Below are 16,012 nucleotides of genomic sequence, written 5' to 3' on the forward strand. Positions count from 1 at the left end.
GCAAGGGCAAGGGAATGGCCCGGCAGGCGAGCGAAGTCTTCGAAGCTCTCGCTCATCTGATCCGGGCCATTGGTGTCCTTGTGGATGCCCTCGGCAGGTGGCTCAACTGATCCGCCTGCATCGGAGAGCCATCCGGATGCCGCCGGGTGACTCCCCTCAATTGTGCCCGCCGGCGCGCCTGGCCGGCAGGCCAAATTGGCACAAGACAGGTCGGGTTGTTACCCGTAGGGGCCGGGCTTCGGGGTTCCCCGCACGCTACTGCACTGCGATCAGCGGGCGCCGGCGGCGAGGTCGCGGTCGGTGTCGAAGATGACGCGGTCCTCCACCACGGTCAGCGCCCCGGAGCGGTTGTCGCCGAAGCGGCGACCGATACTCCGCCCCGTCCAAGGCTCCCAGCCGGGCTCACCGGTCTCGATGAAACGCACCCAGGCCGAGTGCATGGCGTCCGCGAGCGCCTGCGGCGGCGCCGCGCCGAGCGTGTGCTCGCAGTAGGGTTCGCTCAGGCAGTCGAAGGCGAAGGGAATCTCCATGCAGTGGGTCGCGAGCCCGGTCGGCCCGCAGCGGTAGCTGAACTCGTAGGCGTAGCTCCCGGCTGGACCGTCGACGGCACTCGTCGCCTTGCCCATGTCCTCACCGGCGTTGGTAGTGCCCGCGGCGGTGACACTCGTACCCGCGCCGGTGGCGCCCATGCCCGCCGCCTCGGCGTACTCGGCGCGGGCCAGGAACCAGCCCGCGAGCGGAATGTGGAAGGTGGCGTCGGAGATGAGGCTGCCGATCACCAGGTGTGGGGCGTCGGCGTGCTCGGGGTGGGCGGCGAGCAGTCGGTCGGCCATGGCCTCGCTCATGCCGCCGCCTATCAGCACCTCGCGCGGATCCCGGTCCGCCATGGCCTCGACATAGGCCAGGCCGGCGAAGGCGAAATCGTGTGTGGTTGAGCCCGCGAGGACCGGAACTTGCGCCCCGTCGCCTCGGCGCAGGACCTGCCGGATCGGGGCGGTGACAATCTCGCCGTCGACGGTCGGGCTGAACGGGATGCCGGTGTCGGGCTCGCCAATACCAGCCAGCACCCCGGCGACGGCCGCGACCGGGTCCGGACCGGCAGCGGTGGCCCCGCCGTCGTCGATATGCTCGCCGGTGCCGCTCACGGCGTTTTGCGCGGCGAAGACGGCGTCGTAGCTGCACGAGCGGTATCCGGCGAGGGTCGGCTCCACGCCAAGTGCGGCGGCCATGCGGGCGGCATTGTCGGCGTTGCGGGCGGCAGGCAGGTCCGGAACGGCGCCGGATTCGGAGATGATGCCGTGGAACAGGCCCCGGGCGCGGGGCACCGCCAGCAGCACCAGGCAGTTGCCGCCGCCGGCGCTCTGTCCGCCGATCGTCACTCGGCCCGGGTCCCCGCCGAAGCGGGTGATGTTGTCGCGCACCCACTCCAGGGCCATGACCTGGTCCAGGACCGCCCGGTTGTAGGGGGCGTCGGAGTCGGGAATGTATCCGTAGCCGTCGAATCCGAGCCGGTAGGCGACCGACACGGTGACCACGCCGTCGCGGTTGAAGGCGGCGCCGTCATACCAGGGCGAGTTGTGGGAGCCGGAGGTCCAGCCGCCGCCGTGAATCCACACCAGCACCGGCAGCTGTGCGTCCTCGTCGCCGGGCGCAGGCGTGAAGACGTTGACGGTGAGGAAATCGTCTCCCGGCACGCTCGGCTCGGGGATGGCCGGGTCGGTGAAGATGGAGCCGCGCTGCGGCGTAGCGGCCGGGACGACTGCGGCACGTTCCTCGTCCCAGGGCTCCCGCTGTATCGGCGCCATGAAGCGCCGCTCCCCCACCGGCGCCTCGGCGTAAGGAATGCCGTAGAAGGCGGCCGAGCGCCGATAGCGGGCGCCCGGTCCGACGCGATCCGGAGCGGAGACGATGTCTCGCCATACACCGCGCACCGGCCCTGCGGTGGTGTTCACCCGCGGGCCGGCCTCACCGGTGGGGACGGCGATCGGGGTGGAGGCGACGTGTTGGGCGGGCTGGGTGCGGGCGTCGGTCATGAGGCAATTGTCACCACGGCCGCACCCGCCTCATCAACCGAGCACGTCCAGCGCCAGGGTGGGGCGGTCGGTGATGACCGCGTCGACGCCGCTGTTCGCCAGCGCGCGCATCTGCTCGGGATCGTCCACCGTCCACACGTGCACCTCCATCCCGAAGGCGTGCGCCTGCGAGATGAAGCGAGGGGTGACCACGGGTATGCGGTGGAAGCTGATCGGCACCTGCACGGCGTCGACCTGCTCATTGCTTCCGGTCCGCCGACCGCGCCGTACCGGCAAGGCCGCCTGACTGCGCACCATGAGCCGGGCGACGTCGCCAACCCCCAGGGAGGTGGTGGCCCGCGGCTCCTGACGCCGCAGCACGGCCAGTCGCCGTGCCGAGAAGGAGGCGAAACGCACCCGTCCCAGCGCGTCGGCGGCGCGCACCGCCCGCAGGGCGGGTTGGAGCACGGCGGAATCCTTCAAATCGATGTTGAAACTGATCCCCGGGTGAGCGGTTAGCGCCTGGTCCAGCCGCACGAACGGGCGCCCATCGCCGGCGTCCACGGCGGCCAGTTCCTCCCAGGTCAGCTCGGCGATGCGCCGTGGGTCACCGGCGGTGCGCGCCAGGTCTGCGTCGTGGGAGAGGGCGACGACGCCGTCGGCGGTGGCCCGCAGGTCGGTCTCCATCCAGGTCAGGCCGAGCGCGGCCACGTGCTCGACGGCGCTCCACGTGTTCTCGGCTACCTCACCGCCCCCGCCCCGGTGGGCGACGACGGCGCAACGGCGGGTTGGGCTCATAGGTCGGATTCTCACAGGCGGCTGTGACTCGCGCATGTTCAGGAGCAGTCGGTGGTCAACTCGACGGCGCCGTGCTCCTCGAGCCACTCCTCCGGCTCCACCGACGAGGAGTCCTCGGTGGTATTGGCGTTACGCACCTCGAAGTGCAGGTGCGGGCCGGTGGAGTAGCCGGTGGAGCCGACACCGGCGATGAGCTGACCTGCCTCCACCTGGTCGCCCTCGGAGACGTAGATGCCGTCCTCGTACATGTGCAGGTACCGGGTGTACCAGATCTCGCCGTCGATCTCATGCTCGATGGTGATGGTGCCGGTGCCGCCCGACATTCCGGCATCGACGACGGTGCCGGCGGCGACCGCGTAGATGGGGGTTCCGGCGGCGGCCGCCCAGTCCTGGCCGGCGTGGAGTTTCATGTACCCCAGGGTGGGGTGCAGGCGGTAGCCGTACGGTGAGGAGACCGTGTAGGTGCCCGCGATCATGGGGAAGAAGACCTCTGGGGTGGAGTTGAAGGCGGCGGTGTCTCCGGAGGCGCCCGTGGTCTGGGCGGCGCAGGTGGCGGAGGCGTTCTCATAAGCCTCACGGATGCGCGCCAGGGTGGCGGCGTCGGGCACGTTGGACAGTTCCGGGTCGGAGGCGGTGTCGACGTCCGCATCCGAGCCGAGCACGGCGGCCGCGACCGAAGCCGAGGGATCGGTGCTGCTGGCGCCTGCGCTTGCGGGCACCGCGCCGCTGAGGTCCAAAGCCGCCACGGCCTGTGGGGCGGTCAGCAGGTTCGAGCGCAGCGGAGCGACGACGGTGACCAGGGTGAGGACCACCAGCACGCCGGCGCGCGCGACCGCGCCGAGGGGACTGCGGTGGCGCGGGGCGGCGGGACGGTGAGAGGAGGGACGCTGGGAGGCGAGCCCTGCCGACGCGTATGTTTCTGGCGGCGGCGGGGCGGGCGAGGTCGCCACGCGAGTCGTCTGCTCGACGACCGCCTGCCGGCGTTCGGCAGCGCGCTCCGCTTCACGACGCTGGCGCCGTGTCATGGGCTGTTCAGCCACCCCGTGCCTCCGAAGGTAGTACTCGCGGCCGCCCGGCGGGCCGCCCGCAGCACTTTAGCTAAACGTGATGCTCCCGTGCCAGGACGGTGGTCACACCTCAGGCGCGCTCACGCCTGTCCGCGTTCCCGCCGCTGGAATTCGTCGCGCTGCATGGCGTCATGCACCTCACCTACGAGCTCTTCCAGAATGTCTTCCAGGAAGACCACGCCGAGGGTAGTACCGGCCTCGTCCTGTACCCGGCCCAGGTGCGCGCCGGAGCGCTGCATGGCGGCCAACGCGTCCTCAACCTCGTCACCGGCGTGTACCGGCACCAGGGCACGCACGCGCCACTGCGGCACCGGCTCGGTGCGGCTGTCCTCGGATGCGTACAGCACATCCTTCAGGTGCAGGTAGCCGACCACGCCCGCGTCCGCCGCATCGGGGTCGATCTGAGTGCCCCGGAGCACGAGGAAGCGGGAGTAGCCGGTGGTGGCCACCGTGTGCTCGACGTCGTCCGGGGTGAATCCGGCAGGCAGGGTGACCAGGGCGTCCACCGGCACCATCACGCTGCCTGCGGTCTCCTCGGAGAACTCCAGGGCGCCGGACAGCAGGCCCGTGTCGTCGTCGAGAACCCCCTCGGCGGTGGAACGCTCCACGATGGAGGCGACCTCGGCGGCGTTGAAGGCGGCCGAGACCTCGTCGCGCGTCTGTATGCCGAACAGGTGCAGCACGCCGTTGGCGAAGCCGTTCAAGGCGGTGATGATGGGGCCCAGCAGCCGGGACAGACGCACCAGGGCCGGCACCACCCAGCGGGCGGCCGTCTCGGGCGCGGAGATGGACAGGTTCTTGGGCACCATCTCCCCGGCCACCACGTGGGCGTAGACGACCAGTACCAGGGCCAGCACCACGGCGATCGCATGCGCCCCGGCGGTCCCCACCCCGAGGCGCGCGAGCAGCGGCGTCAGCAGGTGGGCGATGGCCGGCTCGGCCACCACACCCAGCCCGGTAGAGCAGACGGTCACGCCCAGCTGGGCGGTGGCGAGCATGCGGGAGACATGCTCTAGCGCCCACACGGCGGTGGCGGCGCGCCGGTCACCGGCCTCGGCGAGCGGTTCGAGGCGAGCGCGGCGCGACGAAGTGACGGCGAACTCGGCGGCGACGAAGAAGGCGTTGCCGGCCAGCAGCACCACGGTCAGGATCAGGGCGAGGGAGGTACTCATCACTGCGGTTCCTCTCCCCCGGCCTCTGCTGCCGCTCCCCCGGCGGACGCCCCGTCGGCGGTGTCCGGAGTAGTGAGCGGATGGATACGCAGGCGGGTGATGCGGCGCCCCGCCATGGCCTCCACGGTCAGCACCGCCTGCGGCGTGGCCACGGCGTCGCCGACCTCGGGGATGCGCCCCAGTTCCGTCATGACCAGGCCCGCCAGGGTCTCGTAGGGGCCGTCGTCGGGCACCTGTATGCCGGCGCGGTCGACCAGCTCGTCGGGGCGCAGCCAGCCCGGTACCAGCCAGTCGCCGGCGGCGTCGGCATGTGCACCGGAGCGGCGCCGGTCGTGCTCGTCGGCCACGTCTCCGACGATCTCCTCCACGGCGTCCTCCAGCGTCACCACGCCGGCGGTGCCCCCGTACTCGTCCACCACCAGCGCCATCTGGCTGCCGGTGTCGCGCAGTTCCACCAGTAGGGCAGCCAGTGGCATGGTCTCCGGCACCCGGTGGGCGGGAGTCATCAGGGACGATGAGGTCACCGGTACCTCCGCGCGTTTGGCGTAGGGGACGGCGATTGCGCGGCGCAGGTGGACGATGCCGAGCACGTCGTCGGCGTCGTCACCAATGACGGGGAAGCGGGAGTGGCCGGTGGCTCGGGCCAGGTCCACCACGTCGGCGGCCGTGTCCTGGTCGGTCAGGGTGTGCAGGCGGCCGCGGTCCGTCATGACGTCGACGGCGGTCAACCGTCCCACCCCGATGGAGCGGGTCAGCAGCGCGGCGGTAGAGACGTCCAGAACCCCCTCCTCGGCACTGTGCCGCACCAGGGCGGCCAGTTCGGAGGCGGAGCGGGTGCCGCTTATCTCCTCGGCCGGCTCGATCCCCATCCGGTGCAGCACCCGGTTGGCGGTGCCGTTGAGCACGGCGATCACGGGTTTGAGGACCGCGCTGAACCCCATCAGGAAAGGGGTGACGGCGCGGGCGGCCCGCATGGGGTCGGACAGGGTGGCGTTCTTGGGGATGAGTTCACCGACCACCATGGAGAAGGCGTTGACGAGGATCAGGGCGGCGGCCGCCGCCACACCGGTGGCGACCGCCTGCGCCAGCCAGGTGGACAGCAGGCCGGTCAGCAGCGTGGACAGTGCGGCCTGCATGGTGTAGCCGAGCAGGATGGTGGTCAGGGTGATGCCCACCTGGGCCCCGGAAAGCAGCGTGGACAGGCGGCTCAACGCTCGGCCGACCCGGGCGGCCCCGCGGTCGCCGGCGGCAGCGCGCGTCTCCACGGTGGAGGGGTCCAGAGCCACCAGAGAGAACTCTCCGGCTACAAACAGTGCGGTGCCGGCCGTCAGCAGCACGCCGACGGCGATCATCAGCCACTCCCTCACGGGCGGCCTCCCGCAGGCCGACGGGCCGAGTCGGGGTGGGGGTGGTCGGATTCCGTGCCGGAGCGGTGGCGCCTGCGCGCCCGGCGAGCGTTTCGTCGCATAGTGCTGGCACGCTATCACCTTCGCCCGCCACCGCGGTGCCCGCGCGGCGCAATGCACACCGGCTGGACAATGGCAAGATGAGGCTCAGCAGTCGTCAACAAGTGAGGAGCGGAGCGGGTGGCCATGGAGGAGACGAGCCTGTGCTTCATCGGTGATGAGCTGGTGTCCGGCTACGGGGATGCCCGCGCCCTGGGGTGGACCGGCCGGGTGATGGCACGCACGCCTCGCGAGCTGGGCATCATGTGGAACACCTTGGCCGTCCCGGGCGAGACGACGGCGCGACTGGCCGAGCGCTGGCAGGGCGAGGTGGCCCGCCGCACCACGCACGCCGGCGTCAACCGGCTGGTGATCGGCCTGGGCGTCGCGGACGTGATCGCCGGCGTCTCTCACGCCCGCTCCCGCCTGGCCATCGCTAACGTGCTGGATGCGGCCACCAGTGAGCACCGCTCCTGCTTCGTGGTGGGCCCACCGCCGCTGCCGGCCGCGGACCCCGACGGCACCGCGGCACTGTCGCGGGCGGTCGGCGAGGTGTGCCAGCGGCGGGGCATCCCGTATGTGGAGACCTTCGAGCCGCTGCGAAACCACGACCAGTGGCTCACCGATGTCATTTCCGACGGCGGCGGGCACCCGGCCCAGGCCGGTTACGGGTTGCTGGCCTGGCTGGTGCTGCACCGCGGCTGGTACGAGTGGCTGGGCGTGCCTGCACCCCGGTAAGTGAGAGCCTCACAACCCCGCACAGCGACAACGTCGTGGCGGGACCCTACGGACGAGAGCTTCCGATCCGAGACATTGCACGTTACACTCGTCACATTTCTTCGCGGCTTTCCCCGAGAGTAGAACGGAGAGGGCCACGGCTGAACTCGACGATGAGTGAGGAACGATCGTGCACACCTCCATCCCACGACGCGCCTTTCTCGGCCTGGGCGCCGCTGCGGCTATGACCGTCGGCGGCTGCACGACGACGAACAACCGCGCCGAAACCGCTGGTGCCATTCCGCCCGCCTCGGGTCCGGTGACGCTCACCTACTGGTCGTGGCTGAAGGACCTGCAGATCGTCGCCGACCTGTACAACCAGGTGAACCCGAATGTGAGGGTGGAGGTAACCTGGATCCCCTCCTCCACCTCCGGCGGTTACCAGAAGCTCTACTCCGCGCTCGCAGCCGGTGGCGGCCCGGACATAGGCCAGGTGGAGATGCGAATGATCCCCGAGTTCGTCCTCGCCGGCGACCTGGTGGACATATCTCGCTACGGGGCGCGGGAACACAAGGATCTCTTCGATCCCGCCGCCTGGAGCTACGTGGACCTGGCCGACGGCGTGTACGGCATCCCACAGGACACGGGTCCGGTCGCCCTGTTCTATCGCACGGACGTGTTCGACGCAGTGGGTGCCTCGCCGCCCACCACCTGGCAGGAATGGGCCGACACGGCCCGCCTCATCCAGGAGAATCGGCCCGGGACCTACATGGACGTGTTCAACGTGGCCGACGGCAATATGCTCGCCACACTGTGCCAGCAGGCAGGCGGGAACTGGTTCGTTCCCGAGGGCGAGGAGTGGGTCATCAACCTCACCGATGAGGCCTGTCTCCAGGTCGCCGCCTTCTGGGACACGGCGATCGACGACGGACTGGTCAATACCGCATTCGGTTCCTTCTCCTCCCCCTGGATGTCCGCGATGGGCGCAGGCACCCTGGCCACGCACACCAACGGCTCCTGGGCGGATGCCCTGATCGAGGCCGTGCCTTCAGGCGCGGGAAAGTTCAAGGTCGCTCCCATGCCCCGTTGGGACACCGGTTACGGATCGAGCTACTCCGGGGGGTCGACGGCCGCAGTCATGGCCAACTCCCGACATCCGCAGGAGGCCACGGACTTCATCATCTGGATGCACTCCGACCCGCAGGCTCTGGACTCCCTGATCACCAACTGCGGCACCGGTTGGTCGCCTGCGGCGGACTACATAGGCAAGGTGCGCGAAGGCCCCAGCGAGTTCTTCTCAGGCCAGAGCTACAACACCGAGGTGATCGCCCCCATGGCCCGGGAACAGAACCTGGACTGGCTCTGGCCGCCGCTGTGCCAGCAGTCGATCAACATCGTCGCCGACGGAATGCGGCGCAAACTCACCGACGGCACCTCGCTGGTGGACTCCCTGGCGATCAGTCAAACCGAGATCGTCCGGGCCTTCCAGCGTCGTGGTCTGCGAGCCAGGGAGGCGGAACAGTGAAGAAGAACGCGGCGCCCTACCTCTTGGTGGCGCCATTCATGCTCGTGTTCCTACTGACGTTCATCGTGCCGATCGCGGTGGCCGTGGTGCAGTCCTTCACCCGCACCCGCTACACCGGACTGTACGGCGAGGGCGGCACCACCGAGACCTTCGCGGGCTTGGACAATTACGCCACCGCCCTGGCCAATGCCAACTTCACTCAGTCCATTGGGCGGGTGCTGCTGTTCGGTGCCGTGCAGGTCACTGTCATGATCGCGGCAGCCACCGTCCTGGCACTGCTGCTGGAGTCAGCCGCGGCGCGCTGGCCGGGCCTGTTCCGGGCCCTCTACTTCATGCCTTACGGCGTGCCCGGAGTGATCGCCACGATCCTGTGGTCCTTCCTGTACATCCCCGGGCTGTCTCCGATCGTGGACGCCTTGGCAGTGGTGGGCATCCAGTACGACTTCCTCGCCGAGGGCAACGTGCTGTGGTCGATCGCCAACATCGTGACCTGGGCGTACACCGGCTACAACATGCTCATCATCATCGCCCAGCTCAAGGCGATCCCCGCCGAGGTGTACGAGGCCGCGAAGGTCGATGGGGCAGGACCCGTGCGCATCGCCACCTCCATTCAAATTCCGCTCATCCGCCCGGCGCTGCTGCTGACCATCGTCTTCTCCATCATCGGCACCCTTCAGCTGTTCGCCGAGCCGCAGATCCTGGCGACGATCGCCCCGGCCATCAACACCGAGTACACGCCCAACTACTCGGCCTACACCTGGGCCTTCCAGTACAACGACTACGGTGTCGCAGCCGCCGAGGCGGTCATTATTGCGGCGGCCGCCTTCATCCTGTCCTTCATATTCCTGCGGGCCACCACCGGGCGAGGAGGGGACTGACATGGCAGATCGCAGCAGCCGCGAGGCCGGGACACGCCGATCCACGACCTTCTTCGTCACCAGCGTCCTGGTGCTGGTGTCGCTGTACTTCATCATTCCGGTCCTGTGGGTGGTCATCAACGCCACGAAGACCACCGATGATCTGTTCTCCACCAACGGCTTCTGGTTCGGTGGGAGTTTCGCCCTGGTGGAGAATCTTCGCAACGTCCTGACCTCCAACGGTGGGATCTTCCCGCGCTGGTTCGTCAATTCCCTGCTCTACTCGGGGGCCGGGGCGCTGCTGGCCACATATTTCGCGGCCGCGGCGGGCTATGCCCTGTCCAAGTATGAGTTCCGCGGGAAGAACCTCATGTTCGGGCTGGTCATGGGAGGGGTGCTGGTTCCCGGCACGGCCACTGCGCTGCCGCTGTTCCTCGTGTTCAGCCGGATCGGGATCACCAACACCTACCTGGCCGTCCTAATCCCCGCCGTCGTTTCCCCCTTCGGCCTGTTCCTGTGCCGGATCTACGCCGACGCCGCGGTGTCCACCTCACTGCTCGAGGCAGGCCGGATCGACGGGGCCGGGGAACTGACGATCTTCCACCGGATCGCGCTGCGACAGATGGTGCCCGCCCTGGTCACCGTCTTCCTGTTCCAGTTCGTGGCGATCTGGAACAACTACTTCCTGCCGTTGATCATGCTCGCCGACGAGCGCCTCTACCCCATCACCCTGGGACTGAACACATGGCTGTCCCAAACCAATCGGCTGCCGGAGTTCTATCAGTTGACCATCGGCGGGGCACTGCTCAGTGTCATTCCGCTGGCGATCCTCATGCTCGTGCTCCAGCGGTTCTGGAAGGGTGGACTCACCGAGGGGGCAGTCAAGGAGTAATCAGGAAACGGCCTTCTCCAGCGCGGGCAGCCACGCGATGACCTCCTCAATGCCGGCGCGCAGATCCGTCGCGTAGCCCTGATCATGCCAGTTGCGCAGCACGGCCATGAACGCCCAGAACACCCCGGAGGCAAGAACCCGAGCGGTGGCGAAGTTCCATCGCCCGGACCGGGCCACCTCCGCGGCGATGGCATCAACCTCCTGGTTTATCACCAGGGACATGGCCCCCTGAATGGAGGGGACCTCAAAACACAGACGTGTACGCAGCACGACCATCTCCTGGTCGTGGCCGAAGTGATCGGTCCAGATGTCATCCAGAACTCGGCTCACCGCGTCGGCCAGGTCGATCCCCTGAGCCAGGCGATGCCCCAACTGGTCGCGTATCTGTTCGTCGTACTCGTCATGAAGGACGAGTCCCTCCTTGGTGCCGAAGTACCGGTAAACAGTGCTGGGTGAGACCAGCGCGGCCTCGGCGACCTGCTCAATGCTGACCGTATCGAAGCCCCGCGCCTCGAACAGACGAAGCGCCTCATCCTGGATATGACGCATCGTCGCGGCCTTCTTGCGGGCACGCAGGCCCGGACGAGGAGCCGACACCACACCCGTCGAGGGGGAATCGACCATGGGCATCACACCTCCTGTCGCCTGACGCCGTCACCCTGCGGACACCGTCACCCTGCGGGCTTGACAGCCACACACTATCAAGTACAGTCACTGTCATGAGCAAGTCACTGTCAGATTTTGCGGTGGACGCCTCCCGACTCGTCAAACGCTTCGGCAAACTCACCGCCCTGGACGGGCTCGATCTGATCGTCTCTCGCGGCGAGATACACGGATTCCTCGGCCCCAACGGTGCCGGGAAGTCCACCACCATTCGCGCCGCGCTCGGCCAGTTGCGGCTGGATTGCGGCCGTATCACGGTGTTGGGGATGGATGCCTGGGAGCGCGCCGTGGATATCCACGCCCGCCTCGCCTACGTCCCCGGAGACACCATGCTGTGGCCGGGCCTGACCGGTGGACAGTGCATCGACTTGCTCGGCGGGTTCCACGGCAACATGAACCGTCGGCGACGCGACGAACTCGTTGAACGCTTCGACCTGGACCCCACGCGCCGTTTCCGCACCTATTCCAAGGGCAACCGGCAGAAGGTGGCGCTCGTGGCGGCGCTGGCCTGCGACGTTGAGCTGCTCATCCTGGACGAGCCCACCTCGGGACTCGACCCCGTCATGGAGGCCGTGTTTCAGCAAGTCGTCGCCGAGCGCGCCGAGGCGGGCACCACGGTGCTGCTCTCAAGCCATATCTTGGCCGAGGTTGAGGCCCTGTGCGAGACGGTAACCGTGGTACGCGCCGGGCGCGCCGTCTTCACCGGCCGCCTGGCCGAGCTGCGTTCCGGCCGAGCCACCGCCGTCGATGCGGTGACGGCAACCGCGCTGCCGGGGCTGGCGGGGATCGAGGGCGTTGACCGTCTACAGACGGATGCCGTACCCCGGGGGGTGCGCACCACGCTTCTGGCCAATGTTGAGGCCCTGCCCGCGGTCCTGGCGGCCTTGAGCGCGGCGCGTCCGGTGCAACTCGAACTCCGTCCGCCGAGCCTCGAGCAGCTGTTTCTGGACAACTACATCATGAGCAGCGGTGACCAGCGATGAGCCGCCCCCGCCTGCTCGTTACTCGTCCCCTTACCGGTCTGCCGCGGATGATGATCCTGGGGCTGCGCACGTCCTGGCCGTCCCTGACGCTGAGCACGTGGGCCTGCGTGACCCTGGTAGTGGCGGTCGCGGTCGGCGTCAAGGGCCTGTATCCGACCTCGGCCGCACGAGCGGAGTACGCGGCCACCGCCGGCGCGTCGATCCCCAGCACCGCCTTCAACGGACGCGGCTACGGACTGGCCTCCCTGGGTGGCATCACCGGGGTGGAGGTCGGCTTCATGGGGCAGATACTGTTTCCGGTGCTGGGTCTGCTGACGGCCATTCGCCTGACCCGTCGTGAGGAGGAGACCGGGCGCACCGAGCTGCTGACCGCCTCGCGGGTGGGGCGGCTGGCGCCCTTGGCGGCAGCGACCATGCTGCTGGCGTTAACCGCTGCCGCCACCGGATTGCTTATGGCTGTGGGCATGACGGCGGCCGGTCTGCCCGCTCGGGGGTCCGCCTGGTACGCCGCTGGAGCAGGTGCTTGCATGCTGTTCTTCGCCGTCGTCGGTCTTCTGCTGGGCCAGTTGTGTCAGCAGGCCGTTACCGCTCGGCAGCTCGGAATCGGCATTGTGCTGATGGCCTTTCTGGTCCGCTTCATCGTCGACGGCCTGGAGTGGGAGGCGACCTGGGCCAGTCCGCTCGGGTGGCTGCCGGAGGTGCGCGCCTTCGATGATCCGCAGGCCTGGCCCCTGATGGCCTATGGCACCGCCTCACTCGTCCTACTGGTCGCCTGCGCGATTGCGGCCTGGCACCGGGATGTGGGAGCCGGCGTCTTCACTCCACGCCCCGGACCGGCCCACGATCCTGCTCGCCAGGCGGCCTGGCGACTGGCACTGGTGCTGGAACGAACGACAACGACGCCTTTCCTCGCCCTCACCTGCCTGTGGACACTCTTCATTGGACTGTTCAGCGAGGAGATGACTCGGATCATCCAGGCGAACCCCTCAACGTTGGCGGCCATGGGACTGGAACGGGGCACGGACCTGATGGCGGCCATGGCCGCGACCGTCATGGTGGCCGCGGCCGCCGCCGTCTCCGTGCAGGGAGCCGCCCGCCTGGGGGCGGAGGAGTCCATCGGGCGCCTGGGGCTGCTGCTGTCCACCCGCTGCAGTCGGGCACGGCTGTGGGTCGGCTGGTGGGCGACGACACTGGTCTCGTCCGCGGTCGTACTCATCGCATCCGCGCTGCTGCTGGGGCTGAGCACCTGGGCGACGTCCGGGCAGAAGGAGGCATTCGACACGGCGCTCGAGATCGGCGGGTACTATCTGGTCCCCGTTCTCCTTGTGGGCTCCGTCTCCGCGCTGCTCGCGGCCCTCGGCCCGCGCTGGCCGATACTGAACTGGACGATCATCCTGTGGACGGCAGTGATCGGCTTCCTCGCAGAGGCTCTGGATCTGCCGGAATGGGCACGGGATCTGTCACCGGCACACGCGGTCGGTGTACTCCCCGTCGACGATGCGGACCCGCGAGTAATCGTCGGTCAGGGCGTTGCAGCGGTCATAACGTTGATTGCGTCTCTGCTCGCATTCCGACGCCGGAGTCTGCGGGCGGGGTGAGGCCACAGCCGCGCCGCCTCGGCAAGACGCTCGTAGACGCGGCCGACGCGGTGGGCACGCTCACAACAGCAATACGACAACAGCCGGTCACCACTGTGGTGACCGGCCGGTCGTAGGTAGTCGAGTGCGGCGCCGAGACGCCGCCCCACCCGTCTCAGGCGTTGGGACGCTTGCCGTGGTTGGCGCTGTTCTTGGCGCGTGCACGACGCTTCCGACCGCGCTTGCTCATTCCTGCCTCCTCATGTGTGGTGGTTCTTCTCCGCCCCGAGGGGCACGGAACGCCGGGTATTTTCGCACATCGCGGCCAGTCGCTGCCAGCCGACCGCCCCGCGGCGGCGGTGAATGCGAACACAGATCACCGCGGCGACCGCTCCGCCGGGCGCTTCAGCCGCGTTCGATGCGCTCGGTGCGCACCACCGTGGCCGTGACCCGCGTGGTGGAGACGACCGACGTCGTCGTGGAGCTGATGCGCGCCGCGGACAGGTAACCCAGGACGCGGGCGCGCAGCGCGGGCGGAGCCTGCTCGGCGCAGCGGGAGCGGACCAACTCGCGTAGATGCCGCTCGGCGTCGGCCTGGCGGGAGCAGTGCTCGCAGGAAGCGACATGCTCGGCCAGGCGGGCCTGAAGATCCTGGTCGACCTCATGGTCGAGGAAGCGCTCCAGGTGGGTACGGGCCTCCGCGCACGAACAGGGCTCGGTCGGGTTCTTCTCACCCATTAGTTCTTCTCCTCCGCGCTGACATAGCCCAGCTGGCGGGCGTGGTCCGCAAGTAGCTCACGTAGTTGCCGGCGCCCACGGTGCAGGCGCGACATGACCGTGCCGATGGGGGTGCCCATGATCTCGGCGATCTCCTTGTAGGAGAAGCCCTCGACGTCGGCCAGGTAAACGGCCAGCCGCCGCTCCTCGCTGAGCTCCCCCAAGGCCGCCTTGATCTCCTCGTCCGGCAGCTCGTCCAACGCCAGGTTCTCGGCGCTGGGCAGCCCGACGGAGTCATGGGAGGCGGCCCGGTGCAGCTGCCAGTCCTCGACCGTGTCGGCGTCGGACTGCAGCGGCTCACGCTGCTTCTTGCGGTAGGTGTTGATGAAGGTGTTGGTCAGGATGCGGTAGAGCCAGGCCTTCAAGTTGGTGCCGGGCCGGTATTGGTGAAAGGCGCCGAAGGCGCGGGCGTACGTGTCCTGCACCAGGTCCTCGGCGTCAGCCGGGTTGCGGGTCATACGCAAAGCGGCGCCATAGAGCTGGTCCAGATAAGGCAGGGCGTCGGCCTCGAAGCGGGCCGCGCGGGCTTCGGCAGACTCGTCGGCCGGGGCACGGTCGAGGTCGTCGGGCTCCGCCTCGGCAGGGGACTGTGCCACGCCAAGCCGGTCCGTGGGGCGGTGATCGTCTGTGTCCGTCATCGACCACGAGCCTAGCCCGCCCGTACCAGTAGTGCGCCGCTGGGCGCCCCGCGGTAACGAGGTCATGGCAGGCACCAGGCCGGGGGCTACGCCGATTCCCGGCGCGGCCGTGGGAGATGCCCCCGGGGCGGGGCGGGTGTAAGAAGCAATCATCGCCGTCCTAAACGACTCCGCGGGCCCGCGCATTCCCGGCTGTTGTCGCCGGCTACTGGCACCGGGCGCCGCGGTGCGCGAAGATGGGGGGTATGGACCTTCTGCGCATCGTTGCCCGCCCGGCGCTTGCCGCCCCCTTCATTGTCGATGGCATTGACGCCCTCGCCCGACCCAAGCGGCACGCGGAGAAGTTTGAAAAGGTGCAGCCGGTGCTGGAGAAGGCCGGGCTGCCGCCGGTGCTGCACTCGGACGCCGAGTTGCTTACCCGCATCAGCGGCGTCGTGAGCGTAGTGGCCGGGTTGGGCCTGGCCACGGGACGGGCGCCGCGCACCTGCGCAGCCGTATTGGCGACGCTCAACATTCCGCTGACGCTGGTGAACAACCCGGTGTGGGCCGTCAAGGGCCAGGACGCGCGCAAGCAGGCCATGTCGGGGCTAATGCGCTCCGCCGCCATCGGGGCGGGCTTGGCCCTGTCCGCGGCGGACCGTGAGGGGCGCCCGTCGCTGGCGTGGCGGCGCGAGAACCGACGTCAGGTTCAGGCAGCAATTGCGGCCGCGGAGGAACAGGTACGCGCCCAGTACGAGCCGACGCAGTCGGCCTGAGCCATCCGCCGGAATCGTCCGCGCAGCTTTATCGCGCAAACCGGACCGCGCTCGTCGGTTTGGACCTCCCCAGTGGCGCACTACGGCGGTCCGGGCAGAAAGAGGCGGTCCAAATGGGGGGTTGGCGGTCCCGG

16 protein-coding genes are annotated in these 16,012 nt (G+C 68.8%); 7 read left to right on the forward strand and 9 right to left on the reverse strand.

The genetic code is table 11. The features are described 5' to 3' along the window. Positions 1 to 269 precede the first annotated feature (269 nt). The 5 genes from DRB06_RS06420 to DRB06_RS06440 form a co-directional block, all read right to left on the reverse strand. Entirely contained in the window at positions 270 to 2,033 is a 1,764-nt protein-coding gene (locus DRB06_RS06420) for a carboxylesterase/lipase family protein (protein ID WP_111819443.1), read from the reverse strand. A 33-nt stretch (positions 2,034 to 2,066) separates the two neighbouring features. Beyond that, positions 2,067 to 2,810: a glycerophosphodiester phosphodiesterase gene (locus DRB06_RS06425; protein WP_111819444.1), complete on the reverse strand. Its 744-nt coding sequence runs from the start codon at positions 2,808 to 2,810 to the stop codon at positions 2,067 to 2,069. A 38-nt stretch (positions 2,811 to 2,848) separates the two neighbouring features. Next, on the reverse strand, positions 2,849 to 3,835 hold the full coding sequence (locus DRB06_RS06430) for a M23 family metallopeptidase (RefSeq protein ID WP_111819445.1): 987 nt from the start codon (positions 3,833 to 3,835) through the stop codon (positions 2,849 to 2,851). Between the two features lie 122 nt (positions 3,836 to 3,957). Then, positions 3,958 to 5,049, reverse strand: a complete 1,092-nt coding sequence (locus DRB06_RS06435; protein ID WP_073327046.1) for a hemolysin family protein — start codon at positions 5,047 to 5,049, stop codon at positions 3,958 to 3,960. Continuing rightward, on the reverse strand, positions 5,049 to 6,416 hold the full coding sequence (locus tag DRB06_RS06440) for a hemolysin family protein (protein WP_181575214.1): 1,368 nt from the start codon (positions 6,414 to 6,416) through the stop codon (positions 5,049 to 5,051). Before DRB06_RS06440 ends, DRB06_RS06435 begins: the two co-directional genes overlap by 1 nt. 225 nt (positions 6,417 to 6,641) lie before the next feature. Between DRB06_RS06440 and DRB06_RS06445 the strand changes: the two genes are divergently transcribed. The 4 genes from DRB06_RS06445 to DRB06_RS06460 all read left to right on the forward strand — a co-directional run bounded on the left by DRB06_RS06445 (position 6,642) and on the right by DRB06_RS06460 (position 10,485). Further along, a complete protein-coding gene (locus tag DRB06_RS06445; RefSeq protein ID WP_073327762.1) occupies positions 6,642 to 7,232 on the forward strand; it encodes a GDSL-type esterase/lipase family protein in 591 nt (196 codons plus the stop codon). A 169-nt stretch (positions 7,233 to 7,401) separates the two neighbouring features. After that, positions 7,402 to 8,736, forward strand: a complete 1,335-nt coding sequence (locus tag DRB06_RS06450; protein ID WP_073327049.1) for an ABC transporter substrate-binding protein — start codon at positions 7,402 to 7,404, stop codon at positions 8,734 to 8,736. Then, entirely contained in the window at positions 8,733 to 9,614 is an 882-nt protein-coding gene (locus tag DRB06_RS06455; RefSeq protein ID WP_073327051.1) for a carbohydrate ABC transporter permease, read from the forward strand. The genes DRB06_RS06450 and DRB06_RS06455 overlap by 4 nt, the downstream gene beginning before the upstream one ends. 1 nt (position 9,615) lies before the next feature. Continuing rightward, positions 9,616 to 10,485 (forward strand): carbohydrate ABC transporter permease, encoded by an 870-nt coding sequence (locus tag DRB06_RS06460; RefSeq protein WP_108966723.1) that lies wholly within the window; start codon positions 9,616 to 9,618, stop codon positions 10,483 to 10,485. On the opposite strand, the gene DRB06_RS06465 is transcribed toward DRB06_RS06460, so the two are convergent. After that, entirely contained in the window at positions 10,486 to 11,109 is a 624-nt protein-coding gene (locus DRB06_RS06465) for a TetR/AcrR family transcriptional regulator (protein ID WP_258522167.1), read from the reverse strand. Positions 11,110 to 11,204: 95 nt separating this feature from the next. Between DRB06_RS06465 and DRB06_RS06470 the strand changes: the two genes are divergently transcribed. Together DRB06_RS06470 and DRB06_RS06475 are read left to right on the forward strand one after the other, a co-directional pair. Continuing rightward, positions 11,205 to 12,131: an ABC transporter ATP-binding protein gene (locus tag DRB06_RS06470; protein ID WP_111819447.1), complete on the forward strand. Its 927-nt coding sequence runs from the start codon at positions 11,205 to 11,207 to the stop codon at positions 12,129 to 12,131. Then, positions 12,128 to 13,729, forward strand: coding sequence for an ABC transporter (locus tag DRB06_RS06475; RefSeq protein WP_258522168.1), 1,602 nt, complete (start codon positions 12,128 to 12,130; stop codon positions 13,727 to 13,729). The genes DRB06_RS06470 and DRB06_RS06475 overlap by 4 nt, the downstream gene beginning before the upstream one ends. A gap of 154 nt (positions 13,730 to 13,883) precedes the next feature. On the opposite strand, the gene DRB06_RS16935 is transcribed toward DRB06_RS06475, so the two are convergent. The 3 genes from DRB06_RS16935 to DRB06_RS06490 all read right to left on the reverse strand — a co-directional run bounded on the left by DRB06_RS16935 (position 13,884) and on the right by DRB06_RS06490 (position 15,123). Next, the gene (locus tag DRB06_RS16935) at positions 13,884 to 13,958 is read right to left on the reverse strand and encodes a 50S ribosomal protein bL37 (protein ID WP_395994430.1); all 75 of its coding nucleotides are present in this window, start codon (positions 13,956 to 13,958) and stop codon (positions 13,884 to 13,886) included. 155 nt (positions 13,959 to 14,113) lie between these two features. Continuing rightward, on the reverse strand, positions 14,114 to 14,446 hold the full coding sequence (rsrA, locus tag DRB06_RS06485; protein WP_073327060.1) for a mycothiol system anti-sigma-R factor: 333 nt from the start codon (positions 14,444 to 14,446) through the stop codon (positions 14,114 to 14,116). After that, on the reverse strand, positions 14,446 to 15,123 hold the full coding sequence (locus DRB06_RS06490; RefSeq protein WP_073327062.1) for a sigma-70 family RNA polymerase sigma factor: 678 nt from the start codon (positions 15,121 to 15,123) through the stop codon (positions 14,446 to 14,448). The genes rsrA and DRB06_RS06490 overlap by 1 nt, the downstream gene beginning before the upstream one ends. 245 nt (positions 15,124 to 15,368) lie before the next feature. On the opposite strand from DRB06_RS06490, the gene DRB06_RS06495 reads away from it, so the two are divergent. Beyond that, the gene (locus DRB06_RS06495) at positions 15,369 to 15,878 is read left to right on the forward strand and encodes a DoxX family protein (protein ID WP_111819449.1); all 510 of its coding nucleotides are present in this window, start codon (positions 15,369 to 15,371) and stop codon (positions 15,876 to 15,878) included. Positions 15,879 to 16,012: the final 134 nt, after the last annotated feature.

This window comes from Actinomyces sp. Z5, assembly GCF_003287795.1.
GTDB lineage: Bacteria > Actinomycetota > Actinomycetes > Actinomycetales > Actinomycetaceae > Actinomyces > Actinomyces glycerinitolerans.

What these genes read in the sequence shown, in the direction of transcription:
- DRB06_RS06420 (WP_111819443.1), bottom strand. Translation starts at nt 2,033, where the DNA reads ATGACCGACGCCCGCACCCAGCCCGCCCAACACGTCGCCTCCACCCCG.
- DRB06_RS06425 (WP_111819444.1), bottom strand. Translation starts at nt 2,810, where the DNA reads ATGAGCCCAACCCGCCGTTGCGCCGTCGTCGCCCACCGGGGCGGGGGC.
- DRB06_RS06430 (WP_111819445.1), bottom strand. Translation starts at nt 3,835, where the DNA reads ATGACACGGCGCCAGCGTCGTGAAGCGGAGCGCGCTGCCGAACGCCGG.
- DRB06_RS06435 (WP_073327046.1), bottom strand. Translation starts at nt 5,049, where the DNA reads ATGAGTACCTCCCTCGCCCTGATCCTGACCGTGGTGCTGCTGGCCGGC.
- DRB06_RS06445 (WP_073327762.1), top strand. Translation starts at nt 6,642, where the DNA reads ATGGAGGAGACGAGCCTGTGCTTCATCGGTGATGAGCTGGTGTCCGGC.
- DRB06_RS06460 (WP_108966723.1), top strand. Translation starts at nt 9,616, where the DNA reads ATGGCAGATCGCAGCAGCCGCGAGGCCGGGACACGCCGATCCACGACC.
- DRB06_RS06465 (WP_258522167.1), bottom strand. Translation starts at nt 11,109, where the DNA reads ATGGTCGATTCCCCCTCGACGGGTGTGGTGTCGGCTCCTCGTCCGGGC.
- DRB06_RS06470 (WP_111819447.1), top strand. Translation starts at nt 11,205, where the DNA reads ATGAGCAAGTCACTGTCAGATTTTGCGGTGGACGCCTCCCGACTCGTC.
- DRB06_RS06475 (WP_258522168.1), top strand. Translation starts at nt 12,128, where the DNA reads ATGAGCCGCCCCCGCCTGCTCGTTACTCGTCCCCTTACCGGTCTGCCG.
- rsrA (WP_073327060.1), bottom strand. Translation starts at nt 14,446, where the DNA reads ATGGGTGAGAAGAACCCGACCGAGCCCTGTTCGTGCGCGGAGGCCCGT.
- DRB06_RS06490 (WP_073327062.1), bottom strand. Translation starts at nt 15,123, where the DNA reads ATGACGGACACAGACGATCACCGCCCCACGGACCGGCTTGGCGTGGCA.
- DRB06_RS06495 (WP_111819449.1), top strand. Translation starts at nt 15,369, where the DNA reads ATGGACCTTCTGCGCATCGTTGCCCGCCCGGCGCTTGCCGCCCCCTTC.